The 24847-nt window shown below is 58.6% G+C and carries 25 protein-coding genes; 12 read left to right on the top strand and 13 right to left on the bottom strand.

Going from position 1 to position 24847, the window contains the following annotated elements; all coding sequences use genetic code 11:
* Positions 1 to 77: 77 nt before the first annotated feature.
* Positions 78 to 746: an isoprenoid biosynthesis glyoxalase ElbB gene (gene elbB / locus F8N96_RS16400; RefSeq protein ID WP_150798675.1), complete on the bottom strand. Its 669-nt coding sequence runs from the start codon at positions 744 to 746 to the stop codon at positions 78 to 80.
* 115 nt (positions 747 to 861) lie between these two features.
* On the opposite strand from elbB, the gene F8N96_RS16395 reads away from it, so the two are divergent.
* Positions 862 to 2097, top strand: a complete 1236-nt coding sequence (locus F8N96_RS16395) for a sterol desaturase family protein (RefSeq protein WP_150798674.1) — start codon at positions 862 to 864, stop codon at positions 2095 to 2097.
* Here the strand turns inward: F8N96_RS16395 and F8N96_RS16390 are convergent.
* Complete coding sequence (locus F8N96_RS16390) at positions 2078 to 2710, bottom strand: DedA family protein (RefSeq protein ID WP_064680375.1); 633 nt, start codon at positions 2708 to 2710, stop codon at positions 2078 to 2080. The two genes, F8N96_RS16395 and F8N96_RS16390, sit on opposite strands and share 20 nt — an antisense overlap.
* 205 nt (positions 2711 to 2915) lie before the next feature.
* Between F8N96_RS16390 and hemB the strand changes: the two genes are divergently transcribed.
* Positions 2916 to 3929, top strand: coding sequence for a porphobilinogen synthase (gene hemB / locus F8N96_RS16385; RefSeq protein WP_150798673.1), 1014 nt, complete (start codon positions 2916 to 2918; stop codon positions 3927 to 3929).
* Positions 3930 to 3947: 18 nt separating this feature from the next.
* Entirely contained in the window at positions 3948 to 6170 is a 2223-nt protein-coding gene (gene ppk1, locus F8N96_RS16380; RefSeq protein ID WP_150798672.1) for a polyphosphate kinase 1, read from the top strand.
* Positions 6171 to 6427: 257 nt separating this feature from the next.
* Here ppk1 and ppx read toward each other — a convergent pair whose 3' ends face one another.
* The 5 genes from ppx to F8N96_RS16350 all read right to left on the bottom strand — a co-directional run bounded on the left by ppx (position 6428) and on the right by F8N96_RS16350 (position 10995).
* On the bottom strand, positions 6428 to 7930 hold the full coding sequence (ppx, locus tag F8N96_RS16375) for an exopolyphosphatase (RefSeq protein WP_150798671.1): 1503 nt from the start codon (positions 7928 to 7930) through the stop codon (positions 6428 to 6430).
* 218 nt (positions 7931 to 8148) lie between these two features.
* Positions 8149 to 8886: an amino acid ABC transporter ATP-binding protein gene (locus F8N96_RS16365; RefSeq protein WP_150798669.1), complete on the bottom strand. Its 738-nt coding sequence runs from the start codon at positions 8884 to 8886 to the stop codon at positions 8149 to 8151.
* Positions 8873 to 9523, bottom strand: coding sequence for an amino acid ABC transporter permease (locus tag F8N96_RS16360; RefSeq protein WP_150765601.1), 651 nt, complete (start codon positions 9521 to 9523; stop codon positions 8873 to 8875). The genes F8N96_RS16365 and F8N96_RS16360 overlap by 14 nt, the downstream gene beginning before the upstream one ends.
* Positions 9520 to 10188 (bottom strand): amino acid ABC transporter permease, encoded by a 669-nt coding sequence (locus tag F8N96_RS16355; protein WP_150798668.1) that lies wholly within the window; start codon positions 10186 to 10188, stop codon positions 9520 to 9522. Before F8N96_RS16355 ends, F8N96_RS16360 begins: the two co-directional genes overlap by 4 nt.
* Before the next feature lie 21 nt (positions 10189 to 10209).
* Positions 10210 to 10995 carry a transporter substrate-binding domain-containing protein gene (locus F8N96_RS16350; protein ID WP_150798667.1) on the bottom strand — a complete coding sequence of 262 codons (786 nt, stop codon included), beginning with the start codon at positions 10993 to 10995 and terminating at the stop codon, positions 10210 to 10212.
* A gap of 255 nt (positions 10996 to 11250) precedes the next feature.
* Between F8N96_RS16350 and F8N96_RS16345 the strand changes: the two genes are divergently transcribed.
* The 6 genes from F8N96_RS16345 (at position 11251) to F8N96_RS16320 (ending at position 17470) form a co-directional block, all read left to right on the top strand.
* Positions 11251 to 11958 carry a FadR/GntR family transcriptional regulator gene (locus F8N96_RS16345; RefSeq protein ID WP_150798666.1) on the top strand — a complete coding sequence of 236 codons (708 nt, stop codon included), beginning with the start codon at positions 11251 to 11253 and terminating at the stop codon, positions 11956 to 11958.
* Positions 11959 to 12080: 122 nt separating this feature from the next.
* Entirely contained in the window at positions 12081 to 12410 is a 330-nt protein-coding gene (trxA, locus tag F8N96_RS16340) for a thioredoxin TrxA (RefSeq protein ID WP_007899382.1), read from the top strand.
* A 248-nt stretch (positions 12411 to 12658) separates the two neighbouring features.
* Complete coding sequence (gene rho, locus F8N96_RS16335; RefSeq protein WP_007942421.1) at positions 12659 to 13918, top strand: transcription termination factor Rho; 1260 nt, start codon at positions 12659 to 12661, stop codon at positions 13916 to 13918.
* A gap of 140 nt (positions 13919 to 14058) precedes the next feature.
* The gene (gene ubiD / locus F8N96_RS16330; RefSeq protein WP_150765605.1) at positions 14059 to 15525 is read left to right on the top strand and encodes a 4-hydroxy-3-polyprenylbenzoate decarboxylase; all 1467 of its coding nucleotides are present in this window, start codon (positions 14059 to 14061) and stop codon (positions 15523 to 15525) included.
* On the top strand, positions 15525 to 16493 hold the full coding sequence (locus F8N96_RS16325) for a CDP-6-deoxy-delta-3,4-glucoseen reductase (protein WP_150798665.1): 969 nt from the start codon (positions 15525 to 15527) through the stop codon (positions 16491 to 16493). The genes ubiD and F8N96_RS16325 overlap by 1 nt, the downstream gene beginning before the upstream one ends.
* A gap of 308 nt (positions 16494 to 16801) precedes the next feature.
* Positions 16802 to 17470, top strand: a complete 669-nt coding sequence (locus F8N96_RS16320) for a gamma-glutamylcyclotransferase (protein WP_150798664.1) — start codon at positions 16802 to 16804, stop codon at positions 17468 to 17470.
* On the opposite strand, the gene glpT is transcribed toward F8N96_RS16320, so the two are convergent.
* Complete coding sequence (glpT, locus tag F8N96_RS16315) at positions 17446 to 18795, bottom strand: glycerol-3-phosphate transporter (RefSeq protein WP_150798663.1); 1350 nt, start codon at positions 18793 to 18795, stop codon at positions 17446 to 17448. The two genes, F8N96_RS16320 and glpT, sit on opposite strands and share 25 nt — an antisense overlap.
* Before the next feature lie 487 nt (positions 18796 to 19282).
* Here glpT and F8N96_RS16310 point away from each other — a divergent pair, with 487 nt between their 5' ends.
* A complete protein-coding gene (locus F8N96_RS16310; RefSeq protein WP_318187373.1) occupies positions 19283 to 19726 on the top strand; it encodes an energy transducer TonB in 444 nt (147 codons plus the stop codon).
* Between the two features lie 49 nt (positions 19727 to 19775).
* On the opposite strand, the gene F8N96_RS16305 is transcribed toward F8N96_RS16310, so the two are convergent.
* The 4 genes from F8N96_RS16305 to F8N96_RS16290 form a co-directional block, all read right to left on the bottom strand.
* Positions 19776 to 20036 (bottom strand): bacteriocin immunity protein, encoded by a 261-nt coding sequence (locus tag F8N96_RS16305; protein ID WP_150798662.1) that lies wholly within the window; start codon positions 20034 to 20036, stop codon positions 19776 to 19778.
* Positions 20033 to 21439, bottom strand: coding sequence for an S-type pyocin domain-containing protein (locus F8N96_RS16300; protein ID WP_150798661.1), 1407 nt, complete (start codon positions 21437 to 21439; stop codon positions 20033 to 20035). Before F8N96_RS16300 ends, F8N96_RS16305 begins: the two co-directional genes overlap by 4 nt.
* 15 nt (positions 21440 to 21454) lie before the next feature.
* Complete coding sequence (locus tag F8N96_RS16295) at positions 21455 to 22171, bottom strand: hypothetical protein (RefSeq protein ID WP_150798660.1); 717 nt, start codon at positions 22169 to 22171, stop codon at positions 21455 to 21457.
* Between the two features lie 187 nt (positions 22172 to 22358).
* On the bottom strand, positions 22359 to 23336 hold the full coding sequence (locus F8N96_RS16290) for an NADPH:quinone oxidoreductase family protein (protein WP_150798659.1): 978 nt from the start codon (positions 23334 to 23336) through the stop codon (positions 22359 to 22361).
* Between the two features lie 150 nt (positions 23337 to 23486).
* Between F8N96_RS16290 and F8N96_RS16285 the strand changes: the two genes are divergently transcribed.
* Positions 23487 to 23894, top strand: coding sequence for a flagellar basal body-associated protein FliL (locus tag F8N96_RS16285; protein WP_150798658.1), 408 nt, complete (start codon positions 23487 to 23489; stop codon positions 23892 to 23894).
* 125 nt (positions 23895 to 24019) lie between these two features.
* Here F8N96_RS16285 and F8N96_RS16280 read toward each other — a convergent pair whose 3' ends face one another.
* Positions 24020 to 24472 carry an EVE domain-containing protein gene (locus F8N96_RS16280; RefSeq protein WP_150798657.1) on the bottom strand — a complete coding sequence of 151 codons (453 nt, stop codon included), beginning with the start codon at positions 24470 to 24472 and terminating at the stop codon, positions 24020 to 24022.
* Positions 24473 to 24665: 193 nt separating this feature from the next.
* On the opposite strand from F8N96_RS16280, the gene F8N96_RS35065 reads away from it, so the two are divergent.
* On the top strand, positions 24666 to 24833 hold the full coding sequence (locus tag F8N96_RS35065) for a hypothetical protein (protein ID WP_191630673.1): 168 nt from the start codon (positions 24666 to 24668) through the stop codon (positions 24831 to 24833).
* Positions 24834 to 24847 lie beyond the last annotated feature (14 nt).

Here is a 24847-nt window from a genome sequence, read left to right as displayed (position 1 = left end):
CTGCGTCCGCTTTTTGGACGCGGAGCGTCCCTGGCTTCATTCCCACGCGGAGCGTGGGAACGATCAGAGAGGGGGTTTCAGGCGTCGTTTTCGTGGGTCAGTTCGAGCACGCGGTCGACCAGTTTGTTGATGCCGGAGGCTGCTTCGCTGATGCTTTGCGCCAGCATGTACGCCGGCGTGCTGACCAGCTTGCGCGCCTTGTCTTCAACGATTTCAGTCACCGCGCATTCCGCGTGTGTCGCCCCCATCTTGTTCATCGCCGCGGCCGTGTCGGTATCGTTACCGATGGTGCAGGTCACGCCCGGCCCATAAATTTTCGCCGCCAGCGCCGGCGAAATGCAGATCAGCCCGACTGGCTTGCCCGCTTCGGCAAAGGCTTCGGCCAGCGCCAGGACTTCCGGCTGCACGGTGCAGCCCGCACCTTCGATGGCGAAGTTCGACAGGTTCTTGGCCGAGCCGAAGCCGCCAGGAACGATCAGCGCATCGAATTCTTCAACGTCCGCTTCGCCAATATCCTTGATGTTGCCCCGGGCGATGCGCGCCGACTCCACCAGCACATTGCGCGACTCGGGCATTTCTTCGCCGGTCAGGTGGTTGATCACATGCAACTGCGCAATATTTGGGGCGAAACACTGCACCTGGGCGCCACGCTGGTCCAGGCGCAGCAGGGTAATCACGCTCTCGTGGATCTCGGCGCCGTCGTAGACGCCACAGCCGGAAAGGATCACTGCAACTTTTTTGCTCATGGGCTTTTCTCCAGATTCATGGCGTTAAATGTCCACTAATTTGTCACTCGTTGCCATAGGGATAATTCGCGAATACACATAGGATCTGTCCTCAAGACTCCGATCAGGGCGCGTCATGGACTTCATTCTGTATGCGGTGCCATTTTTCTTTGTGCTGATCGCCCTCGAGCTGCTGGCCGACCGTTGGCGCGGGGTGAGCAATTACCGGGTAGCGGACGCGATCAACAGCGTCAGCACCGGCGTGCTGTCGACCACCACGGGCTTGCTGACCAAGGGTGTCGGCCTGGTCACCTACGCATTTGCCCTTGAGCATCTGGCGCTGTTCGAACTCTCGGCCGACCGCGTCTGGGTCTGGGTGTTTGCTTTCGTCCTCTACGACTTCTGCTACTACTGGCTGCATCGCCTGGGCCACGAGCGCAACATCCTCTGGGCGGCGCATTCGGTGCATCACCAGAGCGAGGACTACAACCTCTCCACCGCCCTGCGCCAGACCAGCACCGGCTTTCTCCTGAGCTGGATTTTCTACCTGCCCATGGCGGTGCTGGGTGTGCCGCTGCTGGTGTTCGTCAGCGTCGCCGCGTTGAACCTGCTGTATCAGTTCTGGGTGCATACCCGGCATATTCCCAAGCTCGGCTGGTTCGAGTGGTTCTTCGTCACGCCGTCCAATCATCGGGCTCACCATGCACAAAACGCTCTCTACATGGATCGCAACTACGGCGGGGTGTTCATTATTTGGGACCGTCTATTTGGCTCGTTCCAGGAAGAGGACGACAACGAACCAGTGATTTTCGGCGTGACCACGCCGCTGGCGAGCTGGAATCCGCTATGGGCGAACGTGCAGTTCTACGTACAATTATGGGATGACGCACGGCGAGCCGGGAGTGGGTGGGACAAGTTGCGGATCTGGTTCATGCGCACCGGTTGGCGGCCGGCGGATGTGGCGGCGAAGTACCCGATGAACAAGCCGGACCTGAGTCAGTTCCGCAAATTCGAGGTGCCGCTGGACGGGCGTCAGCAGCTTTACGTTGCGGTGCAGTTTTGCGTCTACATCGCGCTGGGCAGCTACTTGATGAATCTTGCGCAGCATCTGCCGACAGCCGCGCTGGTGCTCGGCTGGAGCGCCGTGGCGCTGGGTTTGTTCGTACTGGGCGTGGCCTTGGAGAATCGCCCGTGGGCGTTGAAGCTGGAGCTGCTGCGACTGGCATCCAACCTGCCGCTGGTATGGCTGGCGCCAGTGGTCGGGCTGTGGCCGGCCAGTGCGGTGGGCTGGGTCGGGCTGCTCAGTTACAGCCTGCTCAGCGTGATCGGTCTCTACTGTTGCCGAAACCGCTTCACTCGACTGGCGTCTTAGGACCGTCGATTTTGGCCTGTTCGGCTTTCAAGGCTTGCTCGTCGGCGTAGATCTTCTTCGCCAGGCGGGCATTCTTGAAGCGTCGCCGCAGCCACAGGCAAAAGCCGACGACCAGCAGCGCGCCCAGCACCCACAATTCGTACTTCTTGACGCTGCCGAGCATGCCTTCGAGCACCGCGCCGAAGTGATAGGCCGCGGCCGCCAGCGCGGCAGCCCAGATCGCGGCACCGATCCCGTTGAGCAGCAGATAACGTCCCGGCGGATAGCCCGACAGGCCGATCGCCACCGGCATCACCGTGCGCAGTCCATAGACAAAGCGGAAGCTCAGGACCCAGATGTCCGGGTGCCTGCGGATATGTTCCAGCGCGCGGTCGCCCATCAATTGCCAGCGCGGTTTGCGTGCCAGCAACTTGCGGCCGTGTTTGCGCCCCAGGAAATACCACAGCTGATCACCGGCATAACTGCCGAGGAACGCCACGATCATCACCACTTTGAGGTCCATGTATCCGCGGAACGCGAGGAAGCCTGCGAGCACCAGAATGGTTTCGCCTTCGAAAAACGTGCCGAGAAAGAGGGCGAAGTAGCCGAATTCCTGAAGAAATTGTTGGAGCATTGTCTGGATGCTGGCGAAATGAACGCGCAGCCTAACCCTTCGTGCACATTCATGAAAGTGTCCAAATGTGTCTCGACGTGAACATTTCCTACAAGGAGAATGGAATGCGACTAGCTGTCACAGGTGCACATAACTGTAATACCACGGTCATAATGGTCGCTTATAACTGTCATGCTCGCCCCCCGCGCGGGCTCAGGAGTTTGCCGTGAGCTTTACCCCCGCCAACCGTTTGTTTCCTGCAACCCGCCTGCGACGCAACCGTCGTGATGATTTCTCGCGTCGACTGGTCCGTGAAAACGTTCTGACCGTCGACGACCTGATCTTGCCGGTGTTCGTGCTGGACGGTGAAAACCGTCGCGAAGCGGTGACCTCGATGCCGGGCGTCGAGCGCCTGACCATCGATCTGTTGCTGGAAGAAGCGGCCAAGTGGGTCGAGTTGGGAATTCCTGCAGTGGCCCTGTTCCCGGTGACACCACCCGGACTCAAATCCCTGGACGCCGCAGAAGCCTGGAACCCCGAAGGCATTGCCCAGCGCGCCACCCGCGCATTGCGTGCGCAGTTCCCTGAACTGGGGGTAATCACCGATGTAGCCCTGGACCCGTTCACCACCCACGGTCAGGACGGCATTCTCGACGAAGAAGGTTACGTGCAGAACGACATTACCGTCGATGCACTGGTCAGGCAGGCCCTGTCCCACGCCGAAGCCGGCGCCCAGGTCGTGGCCCCGTCGGACATGATGGACGGTCGCATCCAGGCGATCCGCGAAGCCCTCGAGCTGGCCGATCACGTCAACGTACGGATCATGGCCTACTCGGCGAAGTACGCCAGCGCCTATTACGGCCCGTTCCGCGATGCCGTGGGTTCGGCGCTGAACCTGGGAAAGGCCAACAAGGCCTCCTATCAGATGGACCCGGCCAACAGCAATGAAGCCCTGCACGAAGTGGCGGCGGACTTGTCAGAAGGCGCGGACATGGTCATGGTCAAGCCAGGCATGCCGTATCTGGACATCCTTTATCGGGTCAAAGAAGAATTCAAAGTGCCGACCTTTGTTTATCAAGTCAGCGGCGAATACGCCATGCACATGGCCGCGATCCAGAATGGCTGGTTGAGTGAAGGGGTCATCCTCGAATCCCTGACCGCTTTTAAACGTGCAGGCGCTGATGGCATCCTGACTTACTTTGCCGTCCGTGCCGCTCAATTGTTACGAGAGCAACAATAGCCCTCCCAGGAACATTCCATGACTACCGAAGGACTCACTGAAGTCGCCGTAAAAGAGGCTCAACCTGTGGTGGAGCAAATCGCCGAAACCCCGCCGGAGCTGGAGCCTGCTCCCTCCGCGGTGGTAGCCGAGCCTGCTGCGGCGACGCCGGCGATTGCCATCCCCGGTCTGGATGACAGCAGCCTGTACATCCATCGCGAGCTATCGCAACTGCAGTTCAATATCCGCGTGCTGGAACAGGCACTGGATGTGTCCTACCCCTTGCTGGAGCGGCTGAAATTTCTGCTGATCTTCTCCAGCAACCTGGACGAGTTCTTCGAAATCCGTGTGGCCGGCCTGAAGAAGCAGATCACCTTCGCCCGTGAGCAGGCCGGCGCGGATGGTCTGCAACCGCATCAGGCCCTGGCCCGCATCAGCGAGTTGGTACACGGTCACGTCGACCGCCAGTACGCGATCCTCAACGACATCCTGTTGCCGGAACTGGAAAAGCATCAGGTCCGCTTCATCCGCCGGCGTCACTGGACCACCAAGATCAAAACCTGGGTTCGCCGTTTTTTCCGCGACGAGATCGCCCCGATCATCACCCCGATCGGCCTCGACCCGACCCACCCGTTCCCGTTGCTGGTGAACAAGAGCCTGAACTTCATCGTCGAACTCGAAGGCATCGACGCCTTCGGCCGCGATTCCGGTCTGGCGATCATCCCGGCACCCCGCCTGCTGCCGCGGGTCATCAAGGTTCCGGAAGAAGTCGGCGGTCCTGGCGACAACTATGTGTTCCTGTCGTCGATGATCCATGCTCACGCCGATGACCTGTTCCAGGGTATGAAGGTCAAGGGCTGCTACCAGTTCCGGCTGACCCGCAACGCCGACCTTTCCGTCGATACCGAAGATGTGGAAGACCTGGCTCGCGCCCTGCGCGGCGAGTTGTTCTCCCGTCGCTACGGGGACGCGGTGCGTCTGGAAGTGGCCGACACCTGCCCGAAACACCTGTCCGACTACTTGCTCAAGCAGTTCAACCTGCACGAGACCGAGCTGTATCAGGTCAACGGTCCGGTCAACCTGACCCGTCTGTTCAGCATCACCGGCCTGGACAGCCAGCGCGAACTGCAATACCTGCCGTTCACGCCGCAGATCCCGAAACTGTTGCAGAACAGCGAGAACATTTTCAGCGTGATCAGCAAGCAGGACATCCTGCTGCTGCACCCGTTCGAGTCGTTCACCCCGGTGGTCGATCTGCTGCGCCAGGCCGCCAAGGACCCGCACGTATTAGCGGTGCGCCAGACCCTGTACCGCTCCGGCGCCAACTCGGAAATCGTCGATGCGCTGGTGGATGCGGCGCGTAACGGCAAGGAAGTCACCGCGGTCATCGAGTTGCGCGCACGGTTTGACGAAGAGTCCAACCTGCAACTGGCCAGCCGCCTGCAAGCGGCCGGTGCGGTGGTGATCTACGGTGTGGTCGGCTTCAAGACCCACGCCAAGATGATGCTGATCCTGCGTCGCGAAGCCGGGGAAATTGTCCGCTACGCCCACTTGGGGACCGGTAACTACCACGCGGCCAACGCCCGCCTGTACACCGACTACAGTTTGCTGACGTCCGACGACGCCTTGTGCGAAGACGTGGGCAAACTGTTCAGCCAACTGATCGGCATGGGCAAGACCCTGCGCATGAAGAAACTGCTGCATGCGCCGTTCACGCTGAAGAAGGGCATGCTCGACATGATTGCCCGGGAGACTCAGTTCGCCCTCGACGGCAAACCGGCGCACATCATCGCCAAGTTCAACTCGCTGACTGATCCGAAGATCATCCGCGCGCTGTACAAGGCCAGTCAGTCCGGGGTGCGTATCGATCTGGTGGTACGCGGCATGTGCTGCCTGCGTCCGGGCATCGCCGGGGTCTCGCACAACATCCACGTGCGCTCGATCATCGGGCGCTTCCTGGAGCACACCCGGGTCTTCTATTTCCTGAACGGCGGGGAGGAGCAGATGTTCCTGTCCAGTGCCGACTGGATGGAGCGCAACCTCGACAAGCGTGTCGAGACTTGCTTCCCGGTGGAAGGCAAGAAGCTGATCATGCGGGTCAAGAAGGAGCTGGAGCTGTATCTGACCGACAACACCCATAGCTGGAGCCTGCAGGCGGACGGTCGCTACATCCGCAACACACCGACCGGCAACCAGAACCCGCGCAGTGCGCAGGCCACCTTGCTGGAGCGTTTGGGCAGCCCGATCCTGGCGGTGCGTTAATCCTGGCGTGATGTAAAAAATGGCGATCCCTGCGGATCGCCATTTTTATTTCCACCGCCCCCCTGTAGGAGCTGGCTTGCCAGCGAAGGCGTCCTTCCATTCTCCACAATCCTGAAGGCCTATCGCCTGTTGGAGCCTGGGTTGTCGAATCGCCGCACGTAGTGTATGGCCTTCAAGTCTTGCGTCGATTTCAAGGACGCCTTCGCCGGCAAGCCGGCTCCTGCAGGGGACGTGTTTGGCGGACGTCTTGCGGTGGTTCAGCGCACGTTAAGCACAATGCCGACCCGGGTCAGCCATTCCGCTTCGAGACCGAAGTCGGCCTGGGTCAGCTGGTTTTCATCCAGCCAGTTTTCCGGGAACAACACATCCAGGCTGTCGCCATTGGCGTGCAGCACGACCTGAGGCATTTGCTGGGTGCCGCGGATGTGATGGAACAGGATCGCAAAGCGCAGCAGCACGCACAGGCGAATCAGCTTGATGCCTTCATCGCCGAACTCGGCAAACTTGTCCCGGGGGATATTGCGTCGATGGCCGCGCACCAGCAGTGCGAGCATCAGCTGGTCTTCGCGGGAGAAACCCGCCAGGTCCGAATGCTCGATCAGGTAGGCGCCATGCTTGTGGTAGTGATAGTGAGCGATGTCCAGGCCCACTTCATGAACCTTGGCGGCCCAGCCCAGCAGTTCGCGCCAGATGCCGTCCTCCAGGTCCCAGTCCTCGGCCACTTGGTCAAACGCGTGCAACGCTTTGCGTTCGACCCGCGCCGCCTGTTCCAGATCGACGTGATAACGCTCCATCAGCGAACTGAGGGTGCGCTCGCGGACGTCTTCGTGGTGATGCCGGCCGAGCAGGTCATAGAGCACACCTTCGCGCAGGGCGCCTTCACAGTGGTCCATGCGTTGCAGTTCAAGGGCATCGAAGATGGCTTCGAGAATCGCCAGGCCGGCCGGGAAGATCGCCCGACGGTCCGGCTTGATGCCTTCGAAGTCGATCTTCTCGATGTCACCGAGCTTGAACAATTTGCGCTTGAGCCAGGCCAGGCCTTCAGCGTTCACTTCACCCGTGCCATGCCCGCCGGCCTTCAGTGCCAGGCCGATGGCCCGGATGGTGCCTGAGGAGCCGATGGCTTCATCCCAGGTCAGGCGGTGCAAGGCGTGTTCGATGCTCATGATCTCCAGCCGCGCTGCCGTGTACGCCTGGGCATAGCGGGCCGGGGTGATCTTGCCGTCCTTGAAATAGCGCTGGGTAAAACTGACGCAGCCCATCTGCAGGCTTTCGCGCAGCAGCGGTTCGAAGCGCTGGCCAATGATGAATTCGGTACTGCCGCCGCCGATGTCGGCCACCAGGCGCTTGCCCGGCGTGTCGGCGAGGGTGTGGGAAACGCCGAGGTAGATCAGGCGCGCTTCTTCACGGCCGGAGATGACTTCCACCGGGTGGCCGAGGATGTCTTCGGCGCGGCGGATGAATTCAGCGCGGTTGCGGGCTTCACGCAAGGCGTTGGTGCCCACGATTCGCACGGCGCCAGGCGGCATACCGTTGATCAGTTGGGCAAAGCGCTTCAGGCAATCGAGCCCGCGTTGCATGGATTCTTCGCTGAGCTGGCGCTCTTCATCAATGCCGGCGGCCAGCTGAACCTTCTCCCCGAGACGTTCGAGAATACGGATTTCGCTGTTCTGGGCCTTGGCCACGACCATGTGAAAGCTGTTGGAGCCCAGGTCGATTGCGGCGATCAGGGACAGATTCTTGGCTTGGGATTGCGGCATGGTCAGGGGGTCTCGGTCGATAACCCTGACATCGTGCCACGATCAAACGCTGGCGCCAACGCGCAGAGTTCAAAGCATTGATCCAACACAGTCATGTCGGCGACCGCTGCGCGGTCAATCGCGAGCAGGCTCGCTCCCACAGGGATTGCATGTGTACCCAAAATCCATTGTGGGAGCGAGCCTGCTCGGGAAGACGGCCTCAGGGCGCTGAATATCTATCAGCCCGCCGCTTCCACCGTCCCGATGAAATTCGCCAGTTCCGCCGTCTGCGGATTGGCAAACAACACCTTCGGATCCCCCACCTCATGCACCTTGCCCTGATGCATGAACACCAACTTATCCCCAACCTCCCGGGCAAAACGCATTTCATGGGTGACCATGATCAAGGTCATGCCTTGCGCCGCCAGCTGCCGAACCACGCCCAACACTTCATTGACCAGTTCCGGGTCCAGCGCCGAAGTAATCTCATCACAAAGCAAAACCTTGGGCGACATCGCCAACGCCCGGGCAATTGCCACCCGCTGTTGCTGCCCGCCGGACAGCCGGTCCGGAAACGCATCGAATTTTTCCCCCAGACCCACCCGTTCCAGCATCTCCCGCGCCAGTCCGACAGCCCTGGCTTTTGGCACTTTCTGCACCACTTGCGGTGCAAGCATGACGTTTTCGCCCACGGTGAGGTGCGGGAACAGGTTGAACTGCTGGAACACCATCCCGACTTTCTGCCGCAGGCTGCGCAGGTCGGCGCGGGCGGCGTCGAGGTATTCGCCGTCGACTTCGATCACGCCGTCGTTGATCGACTCCAGGCCATTCAAAGTGCGCAACAAGGTGGATTTGCCCGAGCCGCTGCGGCCGATGATCGCCACCACCTGGCCTTCCTCGACGCTCAGGTCGATGCCTTTGAGCACATGGTGATCGCCGTAATATTTATGCAGGGCCGAAATTCTAAGCAGAGGCATGCAGTCTCCTTTCCAGATAGCGCGCACTGAGGGACAAGGGGTAGCAGAGCAGGAAGTAACCGAGGGCCACCAGGCCATAGACCATGAACGGCTCGAAGGTCGCGTTGGCGAGCATGCCGCCCGTCTTGGTCAGTTCGGTGAAACCGATGATCGAGGTGACGGCGGTACCTTTGACCACCTGCACCGAAAAGCCCACGGTCGGCGCCACGGCGATCCGTAGCGCTTGCGGCAGGATGACGTAGCGCAGTTGCTCCAGTGGGTTGAGCGCCAGGCTTGCAGAGGCTTCCCACTGGCCGTTTGGGATCGACTCGACGCAACCGCGCCAGATCTCCGCCAGGTAGGCGCTGGTGAACAGCGTCAGGGCGATCGCCGCGGCCATCCACGGCGAAATCTCCACCCCGGCCAACGCGACGCCGAAGAACACCAGGAATAGCTGCATCAACAGCGGCGTGCCCTGGAACAGTTCGATGTACGTGCGGGCGACACTGCTGGGCAGGGATTTTTTTGAAATGCGCATGACCATGATCAGCAAGCCGATCAGCCCGCCGCCGACAAACGCCACCAGCGACAGTGCCAACGTCCATTGCAGGCCCGTGAGCAGGTTGCGCAGGATGTCCCAGAAAGTGAAGTCGCTCATTGGTTGCTCCTTGCTATGTACCGGCGACCTATCCAGTTCAGTAACTGGCGGATCAGCAGCGCCATGCACAGGTAGAGCAGCGTAGTCAGGGCATAGGTTTCAAAGGCGCGGAAGTTGCGCGACTGAATGAAGTTGGCGGCAAAGCTCAGCTCTTCGGTGGCAATCTGCGAACAGACCGCCGAGCCCAGCATGACGATGATGATCTGGCTGCTCAGGGCCGGCCAGACTTTGCCGAGCGCCGGCAGCAGCACCACGTGGCGAAAGGCTTCGAAGCGGCTCATCGCCAATGCGGCAGCGGCTTCCAGCTGGCCGCGGGGGATCGCTTGAATGCCGGCGCGGATGATCTCGGTCGAATAGGCCCCGAGGTTGACCACCATCGCCAGCACCGCCGCCTGCCATTCGGAAATCTGCACACCCAGGGACGGCAAGCCGAAGAAGATGAAAAACAACTGCACCAGGAACGGCGTGTTGCGGATCAACTCGACGTAGACACCGAAGATTGCTGAGAACGGGTGGATGTTCCACGCTCGCACCAGCGCCCCGACAATGCCCAGGCCTACCCCGAACACGGCGCCGATGGCGGTCAGCTCAAGGGTGAACAGGGCGCCGCGCAGCAATAGGTCAGTGTTTTGCACCACTGGAATGAAGTCGAACTGATAGGACATGTTCAGTCTCCCCTGCAGCGATCAGAGATCGGCCGGCAGCGGCTCTTTGAGCCAGGTCCGGGCGTTTTTCTCCAGCGCGCCGTCAGTCTTGGCGGTGGCCAGGATCTGGTTGACCTTGCCCAGCAGCGCCGGCTCGTTCTTGTTCACGCCGACGTAGACCGGCGAATCCTTGAGTTTCACTTTCAGCGCCGGCACGCGCTTCGGGTTGCGCTCGCTGATCGCCACCATCACCACGTTGCCGCTGGCGATCAGGTCGACTTGCCCGGCGAGGTAGGCGGCGATGGTCGAGTTATTGTCTTCGAAGCGCTTGATGGTCGCGCCTTCGGGAGCGACTTTGCTCAACTCGATGTCCTCGATGGCGCCCCGGGTGACGCTGATGGTCTTGCCCTTCAGGTCGTCCAGGCCTTTGATATCGGCATCGGGCGGGCCGAATACGGCGAGGTAGAAGGGGGCGTAGGCGCTGGAGAAGTCGATGACCTTCTCGCGCTCGGGGTTCTTGCCCAGGCTGGAAATCACCAGGTCGACCTTGCCGGTGGTCAGGAACGGGATGCGGTTGGTGCTGTTGACCGGCGTCAATTCGAGTTTGACCTTGAGTTGGTCGGCCAGCAGTCTGGCGGTGTCGACATCGAGTCCGCGTGGCTTCATATCCGGGCCGACCGAGCCGAACGGTGGGAAGTCCTGGGGCACGGCCACCTTGAGGACGCCGCGCTTGACCACATCCTCCAAACCGTCGGCGTGGGCGGGCGCCTGGCTCAGCATCAGGCTGGCAAACAGGAGGGCGAGGAGGGCGCTGTAACGCTGGGCCATGGCAAATCTCCGAATCGACGGGAAGTAATTTCTACGATTCGATAGAGCACGGGCCATGCCAAGATCGGTTTTTGGGGTGTGCAGGCCACGGTTTTACTGGTTCTATTCGGTCTTACTGGTCTGAACAGTCAGGCGACGTTTCGCACCCCGATAGCGCACCCCTGAAGAACACCGAACCCCCATGGGGCACGACTTGCCGGGCGTCGCGAATAGCTTTACAACTAACCGCTCATTCGCCTGGTTCGTCGAAAAACCATGAACTCGATCTCCCAAGCCGTACCTGAAGTGGCGCTGCAAGCCATCCGCAAACTGATCACCGAACAAGGATTCGGACCGGGGGACGCATTGCCCTCGCAACGGGACCTGGCGTTGCAATTGGGGGTCAGTCGGGCGTCGCTGCGCGAGGCGTTGTCGTCCTTGAGTGCCCTGGGAGTGATCAGCATCCAGCCGGGCAAAGGTGTATTCGTGCAATCGCCGGTGGATTTGCCGCGAGGTGATGCGGCGCTGGGTTGGCCATTTGCGGCGCAAGCCTCGCCGCTGGATATCTTCCAGTTGCGCTATGCCCTGGAAGGCTTTGCGGCCGGCCTGGCGGCGGTGACCCTGAGCACCCACGAGCTCGATGCCCTGGACGATAATGTCGCCGCCATGCGCAACGAATTGAAGGCCGGCGACTTTGAAGCAGCGGCGCGACTGGATTTCGAATTTCACCGGCGCATCCTGCTGGCCAGCGGCAATCAGGCGATGCTGAGCATCCTGACCGCCAGCGCCGACATCTTCCTGGAGAGCCAAAAGCTACCGTTCATCCGGGCCGAGCGGGCCATGGAAACCTGGCAGGAGCACCGTAAAATCCTCCGCGCACTGGCCCGGCGGGCGTCCGGCGCCGCGCAGAAGGCCATGCAGGAACATGTGCGAAACGCAGCCCTGCGCACTGGAATTGCCTTCGTCGCTCCCGCCACCTCATGACTTGAGCTATACCCAAACTCATGGACCGCCATAGCGAGACTCAATCATCTGCGGCTTCCTGAACACGGGAAGGGCGGCTATGATGGGCCACGTTTTTTATTGCTTACAACCCGGAGACATCCATGAGCAGCGATCTTATCAAGCACGTCACCGACGCTAACTTCGAAGAAGAAGTACTGAAGGCTGCTGGCCCTGTGCTTGTTGACTACTGGGCTGAGTGGTGCGGCCCTTGCAAAATGATCGCCCCGGTACTGGACGAGATCGCTGGCACCTACGCTGGCAAGCTGACCGTTGCCAAACTGAACATCGACGAAAACCAGGAAACCCCGGCCAAGCACGGCGTGCGCGGGATCCCGACGCTGATGCTGTTCAAGAACGGCAACGTCGAAGCGACCAAGGTCGGCGCACTGTCGAAGTCGCAACTGGCGGCTTTCCTCGACGCCAACATTTAAGCGTCGTCGTAAAGTGTCCGAAAAAAGGCCCCGCACTTCGCGGGGCTTTTTCGTTATTCAGGGCTAGACGCTCCGAAACTCAGGTGGTACATTCGGCCCCGCACTGGTTTCTCCAATGCCCCCTGCTAGCCGTCGCCGACGCACTCCTTTTCGAATTAGTACGCGATCCTGTCGCCTTCTCTGCGGCGCGGCCTCATTAAGCCAAAAGCTTAATTTCCCCCCTCCATAAATGATTACGTCATTCCTATATGAATCTGACTGAACTCAAGCAAAAGCCGATTACCGAACTGCTCGAATTGGCCGAACAGATGGGCATAGAAAATATGGCCCGTTCGCGCAAGCAGGACGTGATTTTCTCCCTGCTCAAAAAGCACGCGAAAAGCGGCGAGGAAATCTCCGGTGATGGCGTGCTGGAGATTCTCCAGGACGGCTTCGGCTTCCTGCGCTCCGCTGACGCTTCCTATCTCGCCGGCCCGGATGACATCTACGTCTCGCCGAGCCAGATCCGTCGCTTCAACTTGCGCACCGGTGACACCATCGTTGGCAAGATCCGCCCTCCGAAGGAAGGCGAGCGTTATTTCGCGCTGCTCAAGGTCGATACGATCAACTACGATCGTCCCGAGAACGCGAAAAACAAGATTCTCTTCGAGAACCTGACCCCGCTGTTCCCGACCGTGCGCATGAAGATGGAAGCCGGCAACGGTTCCACTGAAGACCTGACCGGTCGAGTGATCGACCTGTGCGCCCCGATCGGCAAAGGCCAGCGCGGTCTGATCGTTGCACCGCCGAAAGCCGGTAAAACGATCATGCTGCAGAACATCGCGGCCAACATCGCGCGTAACAATCCTGAAGTTCATCTGATCGTATTGCTGATCGACGAACGTCCGGAAGAAGTGACCGAAATGCAGCGCACCGTGCGCGGCGAAGTGGTTGCCTCGACGTTCGACGAGCCGCCAACCCGCCACGTGCAGGTTGCCGAAATGGTGATCGAGAAGGCCAAGCGCCTGGTCGAACACAAGAAAGACGTGGTGATCCTGCTCGACTCCATCACCCGTCTGGCGCGCGCCTACAACACCGTGATCCCGAGCTCCGGCAAAGTGCTCACCGGTGGTGTCGATGCCCACGCCCTGGAGAAACCGAAACGTTTCTTCGGTGCCGCGCGGAACATCGAAGAAGGCGGTTCGCTGACCATCATCGCCACCGCGCTGGTTGAAACCGGCTCGAAAATGGACGAAGTGATCTACGAAGAATTCAAAGGCACGGGCAACATGGAACTGCCGCTGGATCGCCGCATCGCTGAAAAACGCGTGTTCCCGGCCATCAACATCAACCGTTCCGGCACACGCCGCGAAGAGTTGCTGACGGCCGACGACGAGTTGCAACGCATGTGGATCCTGCGCAAGCTGTTGCACCCGATGGACGAAATCGCCGCCATCGAGTTCCTGGTCGACAAGCTGAAAACGACCAAGACCAACGATGAGTTCTTCCTGTCGATGAAACGCAAGTAAATCGAACGGGCCAAGAAGCCGGGGAAACCCGGCTTTTTGCTATCTGATTTTTGATGAACCGGCAGTTCGTGGTTCTGAATGGAGGGGTTCGGCGCTAAACTGCCTGCCCCCGAACGCCACGGCCAAAACGAGGCTCACGCATGCAGTATCGCGACTTGCGCGACTTTATCAGCGGCCTGGAACAGCGCGGCGAACTCAAGCGCATCCAGGTTCCGGTGTCCCCTGTGCTGGAAATGACCGAGGTCTGCGACCGCACCTTGCGTGCCAAAGGTCCGGCCCTGCTGTTCGAAAAGCCCACGGGTTATGACATACCGGTGCTCGGCAACCTGTTCGGCACCCCCGAGCGCGTGGCGCTGGGCATGGGCGCGGAGGCCGTCAGCGAGTTGCGCGAGATCGGCAAGTTGCTGGCGTTCCTCAAGGAGCCTGAGCCGCCAAAAGGCCTGAAGGATGCCTGGTCCAAGCTGCCGATCTTCCGCAAGGTCATCGCCATGGCGCCCAAAGTCGTCAAGGACGCGGTCTGCCAGGAGGTGGTCATCGAAGGCGATGACGTCGATCTGGCAATGCTGCCGGTGCAGACCTGCTGGCCTGGCGATGTCGGCCCGCTGATCACCTGGGGCCTGACCGTCACCAAAGGTCCGAACAAGGATCGGCAGAACCTGGGCATTTACCGTCAGCAAGTGATTGGCCGCAATAAGGTCATCATGCGCTGGCTGAGCCACCGTGGCGGCGCGCTGGATTACCGCGAGTGGTGCGAGAAGCATCCGGGCCAGCCGTTTCCGGTATCCGTGGCCCTGGGTGCTGACCCGGCGACCATTCTCGGTGCCGTGACGCCGGTGCCGGACAGCCTCTCCGAATACGCCTTCGCCGGGCTGCTGCGCGGCAATCGCACCGAGCTGGTGAAGTGCCGCGGCAACGACCTGCAAGTGCCGGCCACTGCCGAGATCATCCTCGAAGGTGTGATCCATCCGGGTGAAATGGCCGACGAAGGTCCCTACGGCGACCACACCGGTTATTACAACGAAGTCGACAGCTTCCCGGTGTTCACCGTCGAGCGCATCACGCACCGGATCAAACCGATTTACCACAGCACCTACACCGGCCGTCCGCCGGATGAGCCGGCGATCCTCGGCGTGGCGCTGAATGAAGTGTTCGTGCCGATCCTGCAGAAGCAGTTCCCGGAGATCACCGACTTCTACCTGCCGCCCGAAGGCTGCTCGTACCGCATGGCCATCGTGACCATGAAGAAGTCGTATCCCGGCCATGCCAAGCGGGTAATGCTCGGTGTCTGGTCGTTTTTGCGACAGTTCATGTACACCAAGTTCGTTATCGTCACTGATGACGACATCAACGCACGGGACTGGAACGACGTGATCTGGGCCATCACCACGCGCATGGACCCCAAGCGCGACACGGTGATGATCGACAACACGCCGATCGACTACCTCGACTTCGCTTCGCCGGTTTCCGGCCTGGGTTCGAAGATGGGGCTCGATGCCACGCATAAATGGCCCGGCGAAACCACTCGCGAGTGGGGCCGGGTGATCGTCAAGGACGAAGCCGTGACCCAGCGGATCGATGCCATCTGGAATCAGTTAGGAATAGATTGATGCGTGTAACCTTGCAGCCCTCCGGAGCAGTGCTTGAGATTCTGCCCGGCGAGCGGATTCTCGATGGCGCGCGGCGCCTGGGTTATGAATGCCCACAAAGCTGTCGTAACGGCAATTGCCATGTGTGCGCCGCGTTGCTGGTGGAAGGGCGGGTCGAACAGGCCGGTAATGTGCGCGACCATGGCGAGTTCTACACTTGCATAGCCGAGCCGCTGGAAGACTGCATCCTGCTGTGGGATGGCGTGCTCGCGCTGGGAGAACTGCCGGTGCGCAGCTTGTCGTGTCAGGTCATTGAATGCAGGGACGTCGGCGGCGATACCTTTCGCGTGCGTCTGCGGGCTCCGGCCGGCAAACCGCCGCGTTATCACGCCGGCCAGTACCTGATGATCGAGCGCGAGAGCGGCGAGAAATCGGCGTTCTCCCTGGCCTCGGCCCCCCATGGCGGGCGCGATCTGGAAATTCACGTACTGGCGCGCGAAAGCAGTGCGCTGAGCCTGATCGAACAGCTTCAACGCAACCCGATGGTGCGGATCGAGATGCCGTTTGGCGATACCCATCTGGCGGAGTTGCCGGAAGGCCCGCTGGTACTGATCGCCGCGGGTACCGGCATGGGCCAGATTCATAGCCTGATCGAGCATTGCCGCGCCGCGGGCTTCAAGCACCCGGTGCACCTGTATTGGGGTGTGCGTCGTCCTGAAGATTTTTATGCCATCGAACATTGGGACGAATGGCTGAAACTGCCCAATCTGTTCCTGCATAAAGTCGTCAGCGATCAATGCGGCTGGCAGGGGCGCTGCGGCATGTTGCATGAGGCGGTGTGCGAGGACTTCCCTGATCTGAAAACCCTGCATGTGTACGCCAGCGGCTCTCCGGCAATGGTCTACGGCACGCTGGATGCCTTGGTCGAAGCGGGGATGGATGCACATCAGATGCGTGCGGACGTGTTTGCGTACGCGCCCAGACCCTGAGGCTGCCCTCCACACTGTAGGAGCGAGCTTGCTCGCGATGGACTCAAGAGCGCTGCGGGAAACCTGACTTCCCGCGTAATCGTTAACGACCTTCGCGAGCAAGCTCGCTCCTACAGGTTATAACCCCCTATATAGCTGATCGGTATTTATAAATTTTTATAAATACCGGTAGGTTATATCTTGTTCAGGCAAATAGTTAAAAACTGTGCCATGGCACTTAATTTGCCTCGAAACATATGTGCCTTATTGTTACAGCGGTGCGTTCTATTAAGTAATCTTGATTCGGGGGAGCTGAACGCTATTTCGCCATGAGCGCCATTGAATCTGCTTTTTTGAATCTGGCTTACCCTCCGCGGCTCGATCTGGGGCCGCAGCTTACGCACGAACAATTGCTCAGCTCGATGCAAACGACCATGGCGCGTCATAAGGGCGGGCCGGTGTGGCTGTTCGCCTACGGCTCGCTGATCTGGAGGCCTGAATGCCCGGCAGTGGAGCGCGTACGCGGTCGGGTGCATGGCTACCATCGTGGTTTGTACCTGTGGTCCCACGAACATCGCGGCACGCCGGAAGTGCCTGGCCTGGTGTTCGGCCTGGATCGTGGCGGCTCTTGCAGCGGGTTTGCCTATCGCTTGCCCGAAGAGCACCTCGACGCGTCTCTTTACGCACTGTGGCAACGCGAGATGCCATTCCCGTCCTATCGCCCACACTGGCTCAACTGCCGTCTCGAAGACGGCAACCAGGTTCAGGCATTGGGATTCGTTTTGGAGCGGCACCTGCCCAGCTATGCCGGCAACTTGCCGGATCATGTGCTGAGCCATGTGTTCGAAAACGCTCGCGGGCGTTACGGCACTACCCGCGATTACGTCGAGCAGACCGCCAGCGCCCTGCGTAGCCACGCCATGCCAGACCGGAATCTGGAGGCGCGGCTCAAGCGCTGCAAATCAACAACCGATCAGGCGAGTGCTTCGCGGCTCTGACTGGCGACCTGTTTGTGCCACAGGGTCGGGGCGAGGAAGGCCATCGCCAGCAGGCATGCGCCGATCAGCAAGACGAAACCGCCGTCCCAACCGAAGTGGTCCACGGTGTAGCCCATGGCTGCACTGGCCGCGACCGACCCCCCCAGATAACCGAACAGCCCGGTGAAGCCCGCCGCCGTACCGGCCGCTTTCTTCGGCGCCAGTTCCAGCGCTTGCAAGCCGATCAGCATGACCGGGCCGTAGATCAGGAAGCCGATCGAGATCAAGGCGATCATGTCGACGGTCGGGTTACCTGCCGGGTTCAGCCAGTACACCAGGGTCGCCACGGTGACCAATGCCATGAACACCATGCCGGTCAGGCCACGGTTGCCACGAAAGATCTTGTCCGACATCCAGCCGCACAACAGGGTGCCCGGAATACCCGCCCACTCGTAGAAAAAGTACGCCCACGAGGTTTTATCCACGGTAAAGCCCTTGGCTTCCTTGAGGTAGGTCGGCGCCCAGTCCAGCACGCCGTAGCGCAACAGGTAGACGAAGACGTTCGCCAGGGCGATGTACCAGAGCATTTTGTTGCGCAGCACGTATTTGACGAAGATTTCCTTGGCGCTGAATTCTTCTTCGTGGCTGGCGTCGTAGCCTTCCGGGTAGTCGTTCTTGTACTTCTCGATCGGCGGCAGGCCCACCGATTGCGGGGTGTCGCGCATGGTGACGAAGGCAAACACCGCCACCGCCAGGGCGACCGCGGCCGGTACGTAAAACGCCGCGTGCCAGTCATTGAACAGGCCCATGCCGAGCAGGAACAACGGGCCGATCAGGCCGCCGCCGACGTTATGCGCCACGTTCCATAAAGACACTACGCCACCGCGCTCCTTCTGCGACCACCAGTGCACCATCGTCCGCCCGCTCGGCGGCCAGCCCATGCCCTGGGCCCAGCCGTTGATGAACAGCAGGATGAACATGATGGTCACGCTGGACGTCGCCCAGGGCGCAAAGCCGAAAATGAACATCACCCCGGCCGATACCAACAGGCCGAAGGGCAGGAAGAATCGCGGATTGGAACGGTCGGACACGATGCCCATCAAGAACTTGGACAGGCCGTAGGCAATGGCAATCGCCGACAGCGCCAGGCCCAGCTCACCGCGGGTATAGCCCTCTTCGATCAGATAAGGCATGGCCAGGGAGAAGTTTTTGCGCAGCAGGTAATAACCGGCGTAGCCGATAAAAATCCCGGCGAAGATCTGCCAGCGAAGGCGGCGGTAGGTGTTGTCTATTTTTTCTTCAGGCAATGGAGCCTGATGTGCGGCAGGACGAAAGAAAGCAAACATTCAAAGGCTCCAGATTTCTTGTTTTGACTGCGGATGCGAATGTTACAGTTTCGTTACCGAAAATAGCACCGCTTCGCAGTGGTCAAACAGCGGAAATTTTGGCGGTCGCATGTTCTCTTACGAACATGTCGCTCAGACGTAAGTGAAGGACGTTGTAGGAAGGGTTACCACCTCCATCCTTTGCGCCTCATCTGTCCGGATGAGTACTGGTTTTTGGGAAGCGTCCTTCGTTCAAAGGAGAGGTTGCGACGTTCTGTTCCAGGTCGCTGCTGCGTAAGCTTTGCAAGGGAGTTTTAGTGTTTCGATCATGGAAGGGAGGGGTTATGCGGTGGTTTGCGTTTGTGCTGTTGCTAGGTTTATCGGCAGATATCAGGGCAGGGGAGTTCTTTCTGATACCGGAAAGCAACCCTAAGCCGATTTATCCTCCAGCGCTTCTGAGGGCTGGCATAACCCCCGAGTCGAGTTCACCGCCAATGCCGATGGTTCGGTGAGCAAGGTCAAGATCCTGGAGAGCGATCATCCTGATTTGGCCGAAGCAGGCCGAGTCGCGATTGAACAGTGGCGGTTCAGGCCCTGGACGGTCGATGAGGACAAACCTGCCAGGCAGGAAATTATTGCGCCTCTGGTATTCCGGCTGGATCTCGACTCGCCGATCCATACCAACCAGTGGCTGAAGAAATTGCAATGTCGCGACGTCAATGAGCAACTGCTGAATGTTCCGGAGCATGCGTGGGTGGATGCCGCGCCGTTTCATTACACCCGGGCGTATCTGTCGAACGTGTTTCACGTCACCCAATTGCCGAAGGAACAGCGCCTGGAATGGATCGCCAAGCTGAATAAGCGTGTGCCAAACATTGTCAGAAGTTGCCGGAGCGGCCCGGAGCTTAAATACATGAGCTTGCTGCCGGAGGAGATTCGCAAGTTGCTTTAACAACGGAGGAGCGCGGCTACGTGGCCGCGCTTCTTTGTATCATGCGATTTTAGTCTGGTTTGAAGCCGGGTTTGCCGTTTGCTTCACGCCACTCTTTAATGCTGGCAAGTATCCCGGCAGGTGAGTTGTCAACACCTTGTTCAGGATAAAAAAGGATATCCGTACCGTTTGGGTGCTCAGAGGTGTCGACTATTTGGTGAACAAGTGCATCAAGTTCCTCTTCGGATGAATAATCTGCGAGAAACAGCCGATTGATGAGCTCTAGAAATTCGGATTCCGTGTATTGATTATATGGTTTGTTCGAATTCATTGTGGTTCACCTTTATCCTTCGAATGCAAAGAAATATGGGTTTTCGGAGTCATTATGACCATGTTGTCAATATTGTACACCTCGCCTCCTGTACCAATTGGATGAACATGATGGATTTCAAATTTTTCCCGTCCTCCAACTTGCTCCTTTCGAGGGGCGTATGGCGAGTAGCCATCTTTCAGTATTGTTTTGTTTAGGGGGCTAAATTGCCTACTCAGTTCCGGATCGTTCGTCACAGTACTCCATAATTTTTCCCTGAATTTATCAAAATCTCTGAAGTCTTGATCACGTAATTGATCCGCTATCTGAGACGGAATCGGTGCCCCATCTGTTGTCGATGCACTCCCTAGCCAGTTTTCTCCGACTGCTTTTCCCATTCCTGTGACCGTTCCCGGTTCAAAGCGCGGACCGGTACGGCTCGCCATAACATACACAGGTTTGATGCCGGCTTCTTTCGGAAACCACAGTATGTAATCGTCCGAGTCAGCCTCATCACATGTCGGATGTTCATCACTCCGCCCCTCAACTGGTGTGATTCTGGCTCCGGGATAAATTTTAATATCAGATTGTTCTGAGGGTAATGCCGTTGAGCCTAAGGTTTCGCTTCCTGGCGCGTTATTGGGCGTCCATGTCAGCGTTCTTGGGAGCAGGCCTTCAGTTGTAAAGGTGTAGAGATTGGATAGCGGATCGAGTTTGACCTTTCTGACCCTGACTCTATCGGACAGTCTTTCACCTGTTTCGGAAAGATAAAGTTGTGTGTGTTCTCCTCGGACGGAAGAGATGGCTCGAAATGGCACGGTGATGGAGTCATTGTCGAGCAAGTTTATGTTGTCAGCGAGTCCTCTTGAAAGTTGCGAAAACGGGATACTCAACACCACAGGACTACGCTGTAATTCACCGTTTCCAAGCGATGGCGAGTAGAACACGGAACCAACCAAAACCGCCAATTGTCCAGACCCCAGTGCGGCGCCCGCTTTCCTCACTGCATCAATTGCCCCTCCCAAGGAAATCGGCAGGGTTTCATAGCCAGCTATCAAACCATCCGGAGTCGTCACTAAAGGCTTTAATGACGCCTCCGCCCCACTCACAGCGGGCAGGATTACTTTTTCTATCTGATATTTCTTCTGAGTTAACGCATCGATGTCGACTTTTATTTTCATTAGCGAGGACAAGCGGCTGAAGTTTCTTTGTTCGCCAAATCCTGTCCAAACAGCGTTTTCCGCGTTAGTCGCATCTTGGCTTAGAGCAGTCAGTTCAACGAGTTTGTCCTTAAGCAATCGCAATTTTTTGTCAATATCATCATCGGGAAGGCTCGCGGCGAGTTGCACATATATTTCATCAAATTTATCTGCTAGTGTAGTCGCAGTGGTCTGCGTTTTATTAAGTTCGGCCTGTCTTGCCAATTCGAATTGCCGTTTCTATTCTGCAGCAGCTCTTTCGCGTGCTGCTCTCTCGGCCTCTGCTTTTTGAATTGCAACTAACTGCTCTTCCGCTCTTGCTTGATTTGTCTGAGAAGTCAGGGCTTGGGATCGGTGAGTTAACTGTCTTACCTCTTCTGCCGCTAACTGCGCTGCATATGCCGAGGTGAAAGACTCTGTCCATTTCGAAAGGACCTCCGAAGACGGAATGCGAAGATATGCTTCGATAAAGTCTTGTTGGGTTCGTACTATCGGATCACTGCCGTAGAACGCATTTGCCTTGGTTTGATAAACATTTTGGTCGGTGGTTTTTTGGTGGATTAGATGGTTTACAGCTGTTTGTTGTCGGGTAAGAGCATCTGCTGGTGAAAGGCCGTGAGTTCCACCATAGTTATTGGTGGCTGTGCTTATTTCACCTTGAAGGGTGGTGGGTAGTTGATTAAGTCTGATTTGAAACTGATTCAATATATTCGGCTTGTGTGCTTCGATAGCCAAAATGGTGTTGGAAATATAGATGGCTTCATTGATGTCGTCTATATCTTGTTTGGTTAAGAATTTAAATAAGTCGGTGCCGGTACGAGATCTATTTCTTGTGCGGCCAGTTCGGTCATACCCACCACCTCCGAGGTTTTGTGAGTAAGTTTGTTGCATGTATGGGTTTATTTTTGTGACAGTTATATGGTAAGGCTGGCCAGGTGTCCAGTTTTGATTGCTCATACAGTTACTCCTTGTGTCTGTATGGCGTCAGGTTGAAGAAATATTCATCAGCGGGTGCGTTACATATGTACCGCCAAACAAGGTTAAATTTATTGTTAGGCGATTGTCTGCAGAAGATCTGCAGACATCAATCAAAAGGCCAGAACAACCTCGTCCGTTGTTCTGGCCTTTTTTGTCGTGAGCAGATTCAGCGAACCTGCACCACCACCTTGCCCACCGCCCTGCGCTGGCCCAGGTCATTGATCGCCTGCGCCGCATTGCTCAGCGGATACAGCTGCGACACCAGCGGCTTCAACTTGCCCTCGGCAAACCAGCCAAACAGTTGCTGGAAGTTTGCCGCATTGTCCTGTGGCTGGCGCTGGGCGAATGAACCCCAGAACACGCCGACCACGGCAGCACCTTTGAGCAGCGCCAGGTTCACCGGCAGTTCCGGAATGCGCCCGCTGGCGAAACCGACCACCAGCAGGCGGCCGTTCCAGGCGATGGCGCGGATGGCCTGGTCGAACAGGTCGCCGCCCACCGGGTCATAGATCACGTCGGCGCCCTGGCCGTCGGTCAGGCGCTTGATTTCGTCCTTGAGGCTGGTGTCGCTGTAGTTGATCAGCTCATCGGCGCCGGCCGCCTTGGCCACGGCGAGCTTTTCCGCGCTGCTGGCGGCAGCGATCACCCGGGCGCCCATGGCTTTGCCGATTTCCACCGCCGCCAGGCCGACACCGCCGGAAGCGCCGAGCACCAGCAGGGTTTCACCCGGTTGCAGATGGCCCCGTTGCTTGAGCGCGTGCATCGAGGTGCCGTAGGTCATGCTGAAGGCGGCGGCGGTGTTGAAGTCCATGGACGGCGGGATCGGCATCACGTTATAGCCCGGCACCGCGACTTCTTCGGCAAAGCTGCCCCAGCCGGTCAGGGCCATGACCCGGTCGCCGACTTTCAGGTGGCTGACCTTTTCCCCCACCGCACTGACCACGCCTGCCGCTTCGCCACCAGGGGAAAAAGGGAAGGGCGGTTTGAACTGGTATTTGCCCTCGATGATCAGCGTGTCAGGGAAATTCACCCCGGCGGCGTGCACCTCCAGCAGGATTTCATTCTTCTTCGCGACAGGACTGGCGACGTCTTCCAGCACCAGCGATTCGGCAGGGCCGAAGGCTTTGCACAGCACGGCTTTCATCAGGGCTATTCCTTTTGGAGTGATGGCCGATAAGTGTAGGTGTGTGAATTGAAGGGTCAACGAGCATGCCCCGCCCTGATAGGCCGCCATAAGCTTGTGCTGGCGCGGCGGGTCGATATGCTAGGCCGCAAACCGGATAAGGAGCGAAGTGTGAAAGCGTGGATCATGTTGTTGCTGGCCCTGTCTCTGCCCGTGGCAGCGGTGGCCGAAGAAGCCAAGGAAGGTGCAGCGCCGAAGGTCAATTACATCACCTTGAGCCCGCCGTTCGTGGGTAACTATGGGCTGGACGGTACACCGAAGCTCAAGGTCTACAAGGCTGATGTGGCGTTGCGGGTGACCGGGGACGAGGCGGCCAAGCTGGTGAAGGCCAACGAACCGCTGATTCGAAATCAGTTGGTGGCGTTGTTTGCGCAGCAGACCACCGAGGCGATGAACAATGTCGAGGCCAAGGAGAAGCTGCGTCAGGAGGCCTTGAAGCAGGCCCAACAAGTGATGAACGATGAAACCGGCAAGCCGGTGGTTGAGGATTTGTTGTTCAACAACCTCATCATTCAATAAGATTTTCACTGTCCTGGCGGGCCTCTTCGCGAGCAGGCTCGCTCCCACAGGGGATCTCCAGTGAATTCAAATCCAGTGTGGGAGCGAGCCTGCTCGCGAAAGCATTCTTGCAGTCGCTACAAGGCTCAAGCATGCAACGCTATCACCGCTGCCCATTGCTCTGGTGTAACCGGCATCACCGACAGCCGCGAGCCTTTCTGCACCAGCGGCATCTCGGCCAATGCCGTCTGCTGCTTCAGATAATCCAGCTTCAGCACCCTGGTAAACGTCTCGACATGCGCGACATCAATTGCACTCCAGGCGTTTTTTTCCGCGGTAGCCTTCGGATCGAAGTAATGACTCTCCGGTTCAAGCGCCGTCGGGTCCGGATACGCGGCTTCGACAATCTTGCCAATCCCGGCAATGCCTGGTTCGGGGCAGCTGGAGTGGTAAAAGAAGAACTCGTCGCCCACCGCCATGGCCCGCAGGAAATTACGGGCCTGGTAGTTGCGAACCCCGTCCCAGCGCGCTTTGCCGAGCTTCTCCAGATCCTTGATCGAGAGTTCGTCGGGCTCGGATTTCATCAGCCAATAGGCCATGGTTTTGCTCCTTGCGAGGTAAGTGGGCAAGTTGTCCGGCAATTTTATGACAAACCGACGGTCGGTTGACGCCAGCGTTTGCGTGTCGGTTCACGTTGTCGCAGAATGCGCGCCTTCTTAGCTAGACGCTGCTGCACGGCCACAACGGAAACCGCTGCTGTCATCGTGTTGATATGCCTTTGGGAGGCAATCGATGAAACGCAAACCGGATTTACTATGGATTTTGGTGATTTTGTTCGGCCTCGGCGTCGTGACCACCGGCTACGCCCAAAGCCTGTGGAACAACAACCCTGATGCACCGATCGAGATTGCGCCGCAACAGCAACCGCAACAACTGCAGCCATCGGCCTTCAAGCGCTGAAGCTGTCTTGCCGA

The sequence above is a fragment of the Pseudomonas fluorescens genome (genome assembly GCF_902497855.1).
Classification (GTDB): domain Bacteria; phylum Pseudomonadota; class Gammaproteobacteria; order Pseudomonadales; family Pseudomonadaceae; genus Aquipseudomonas; species Aquipseudomonas fluorescens_BI.
Note: the sequence above shows the minus strand (reverse complement) of the source record. Positions and strands in the feature narration are given on the sequence as shown.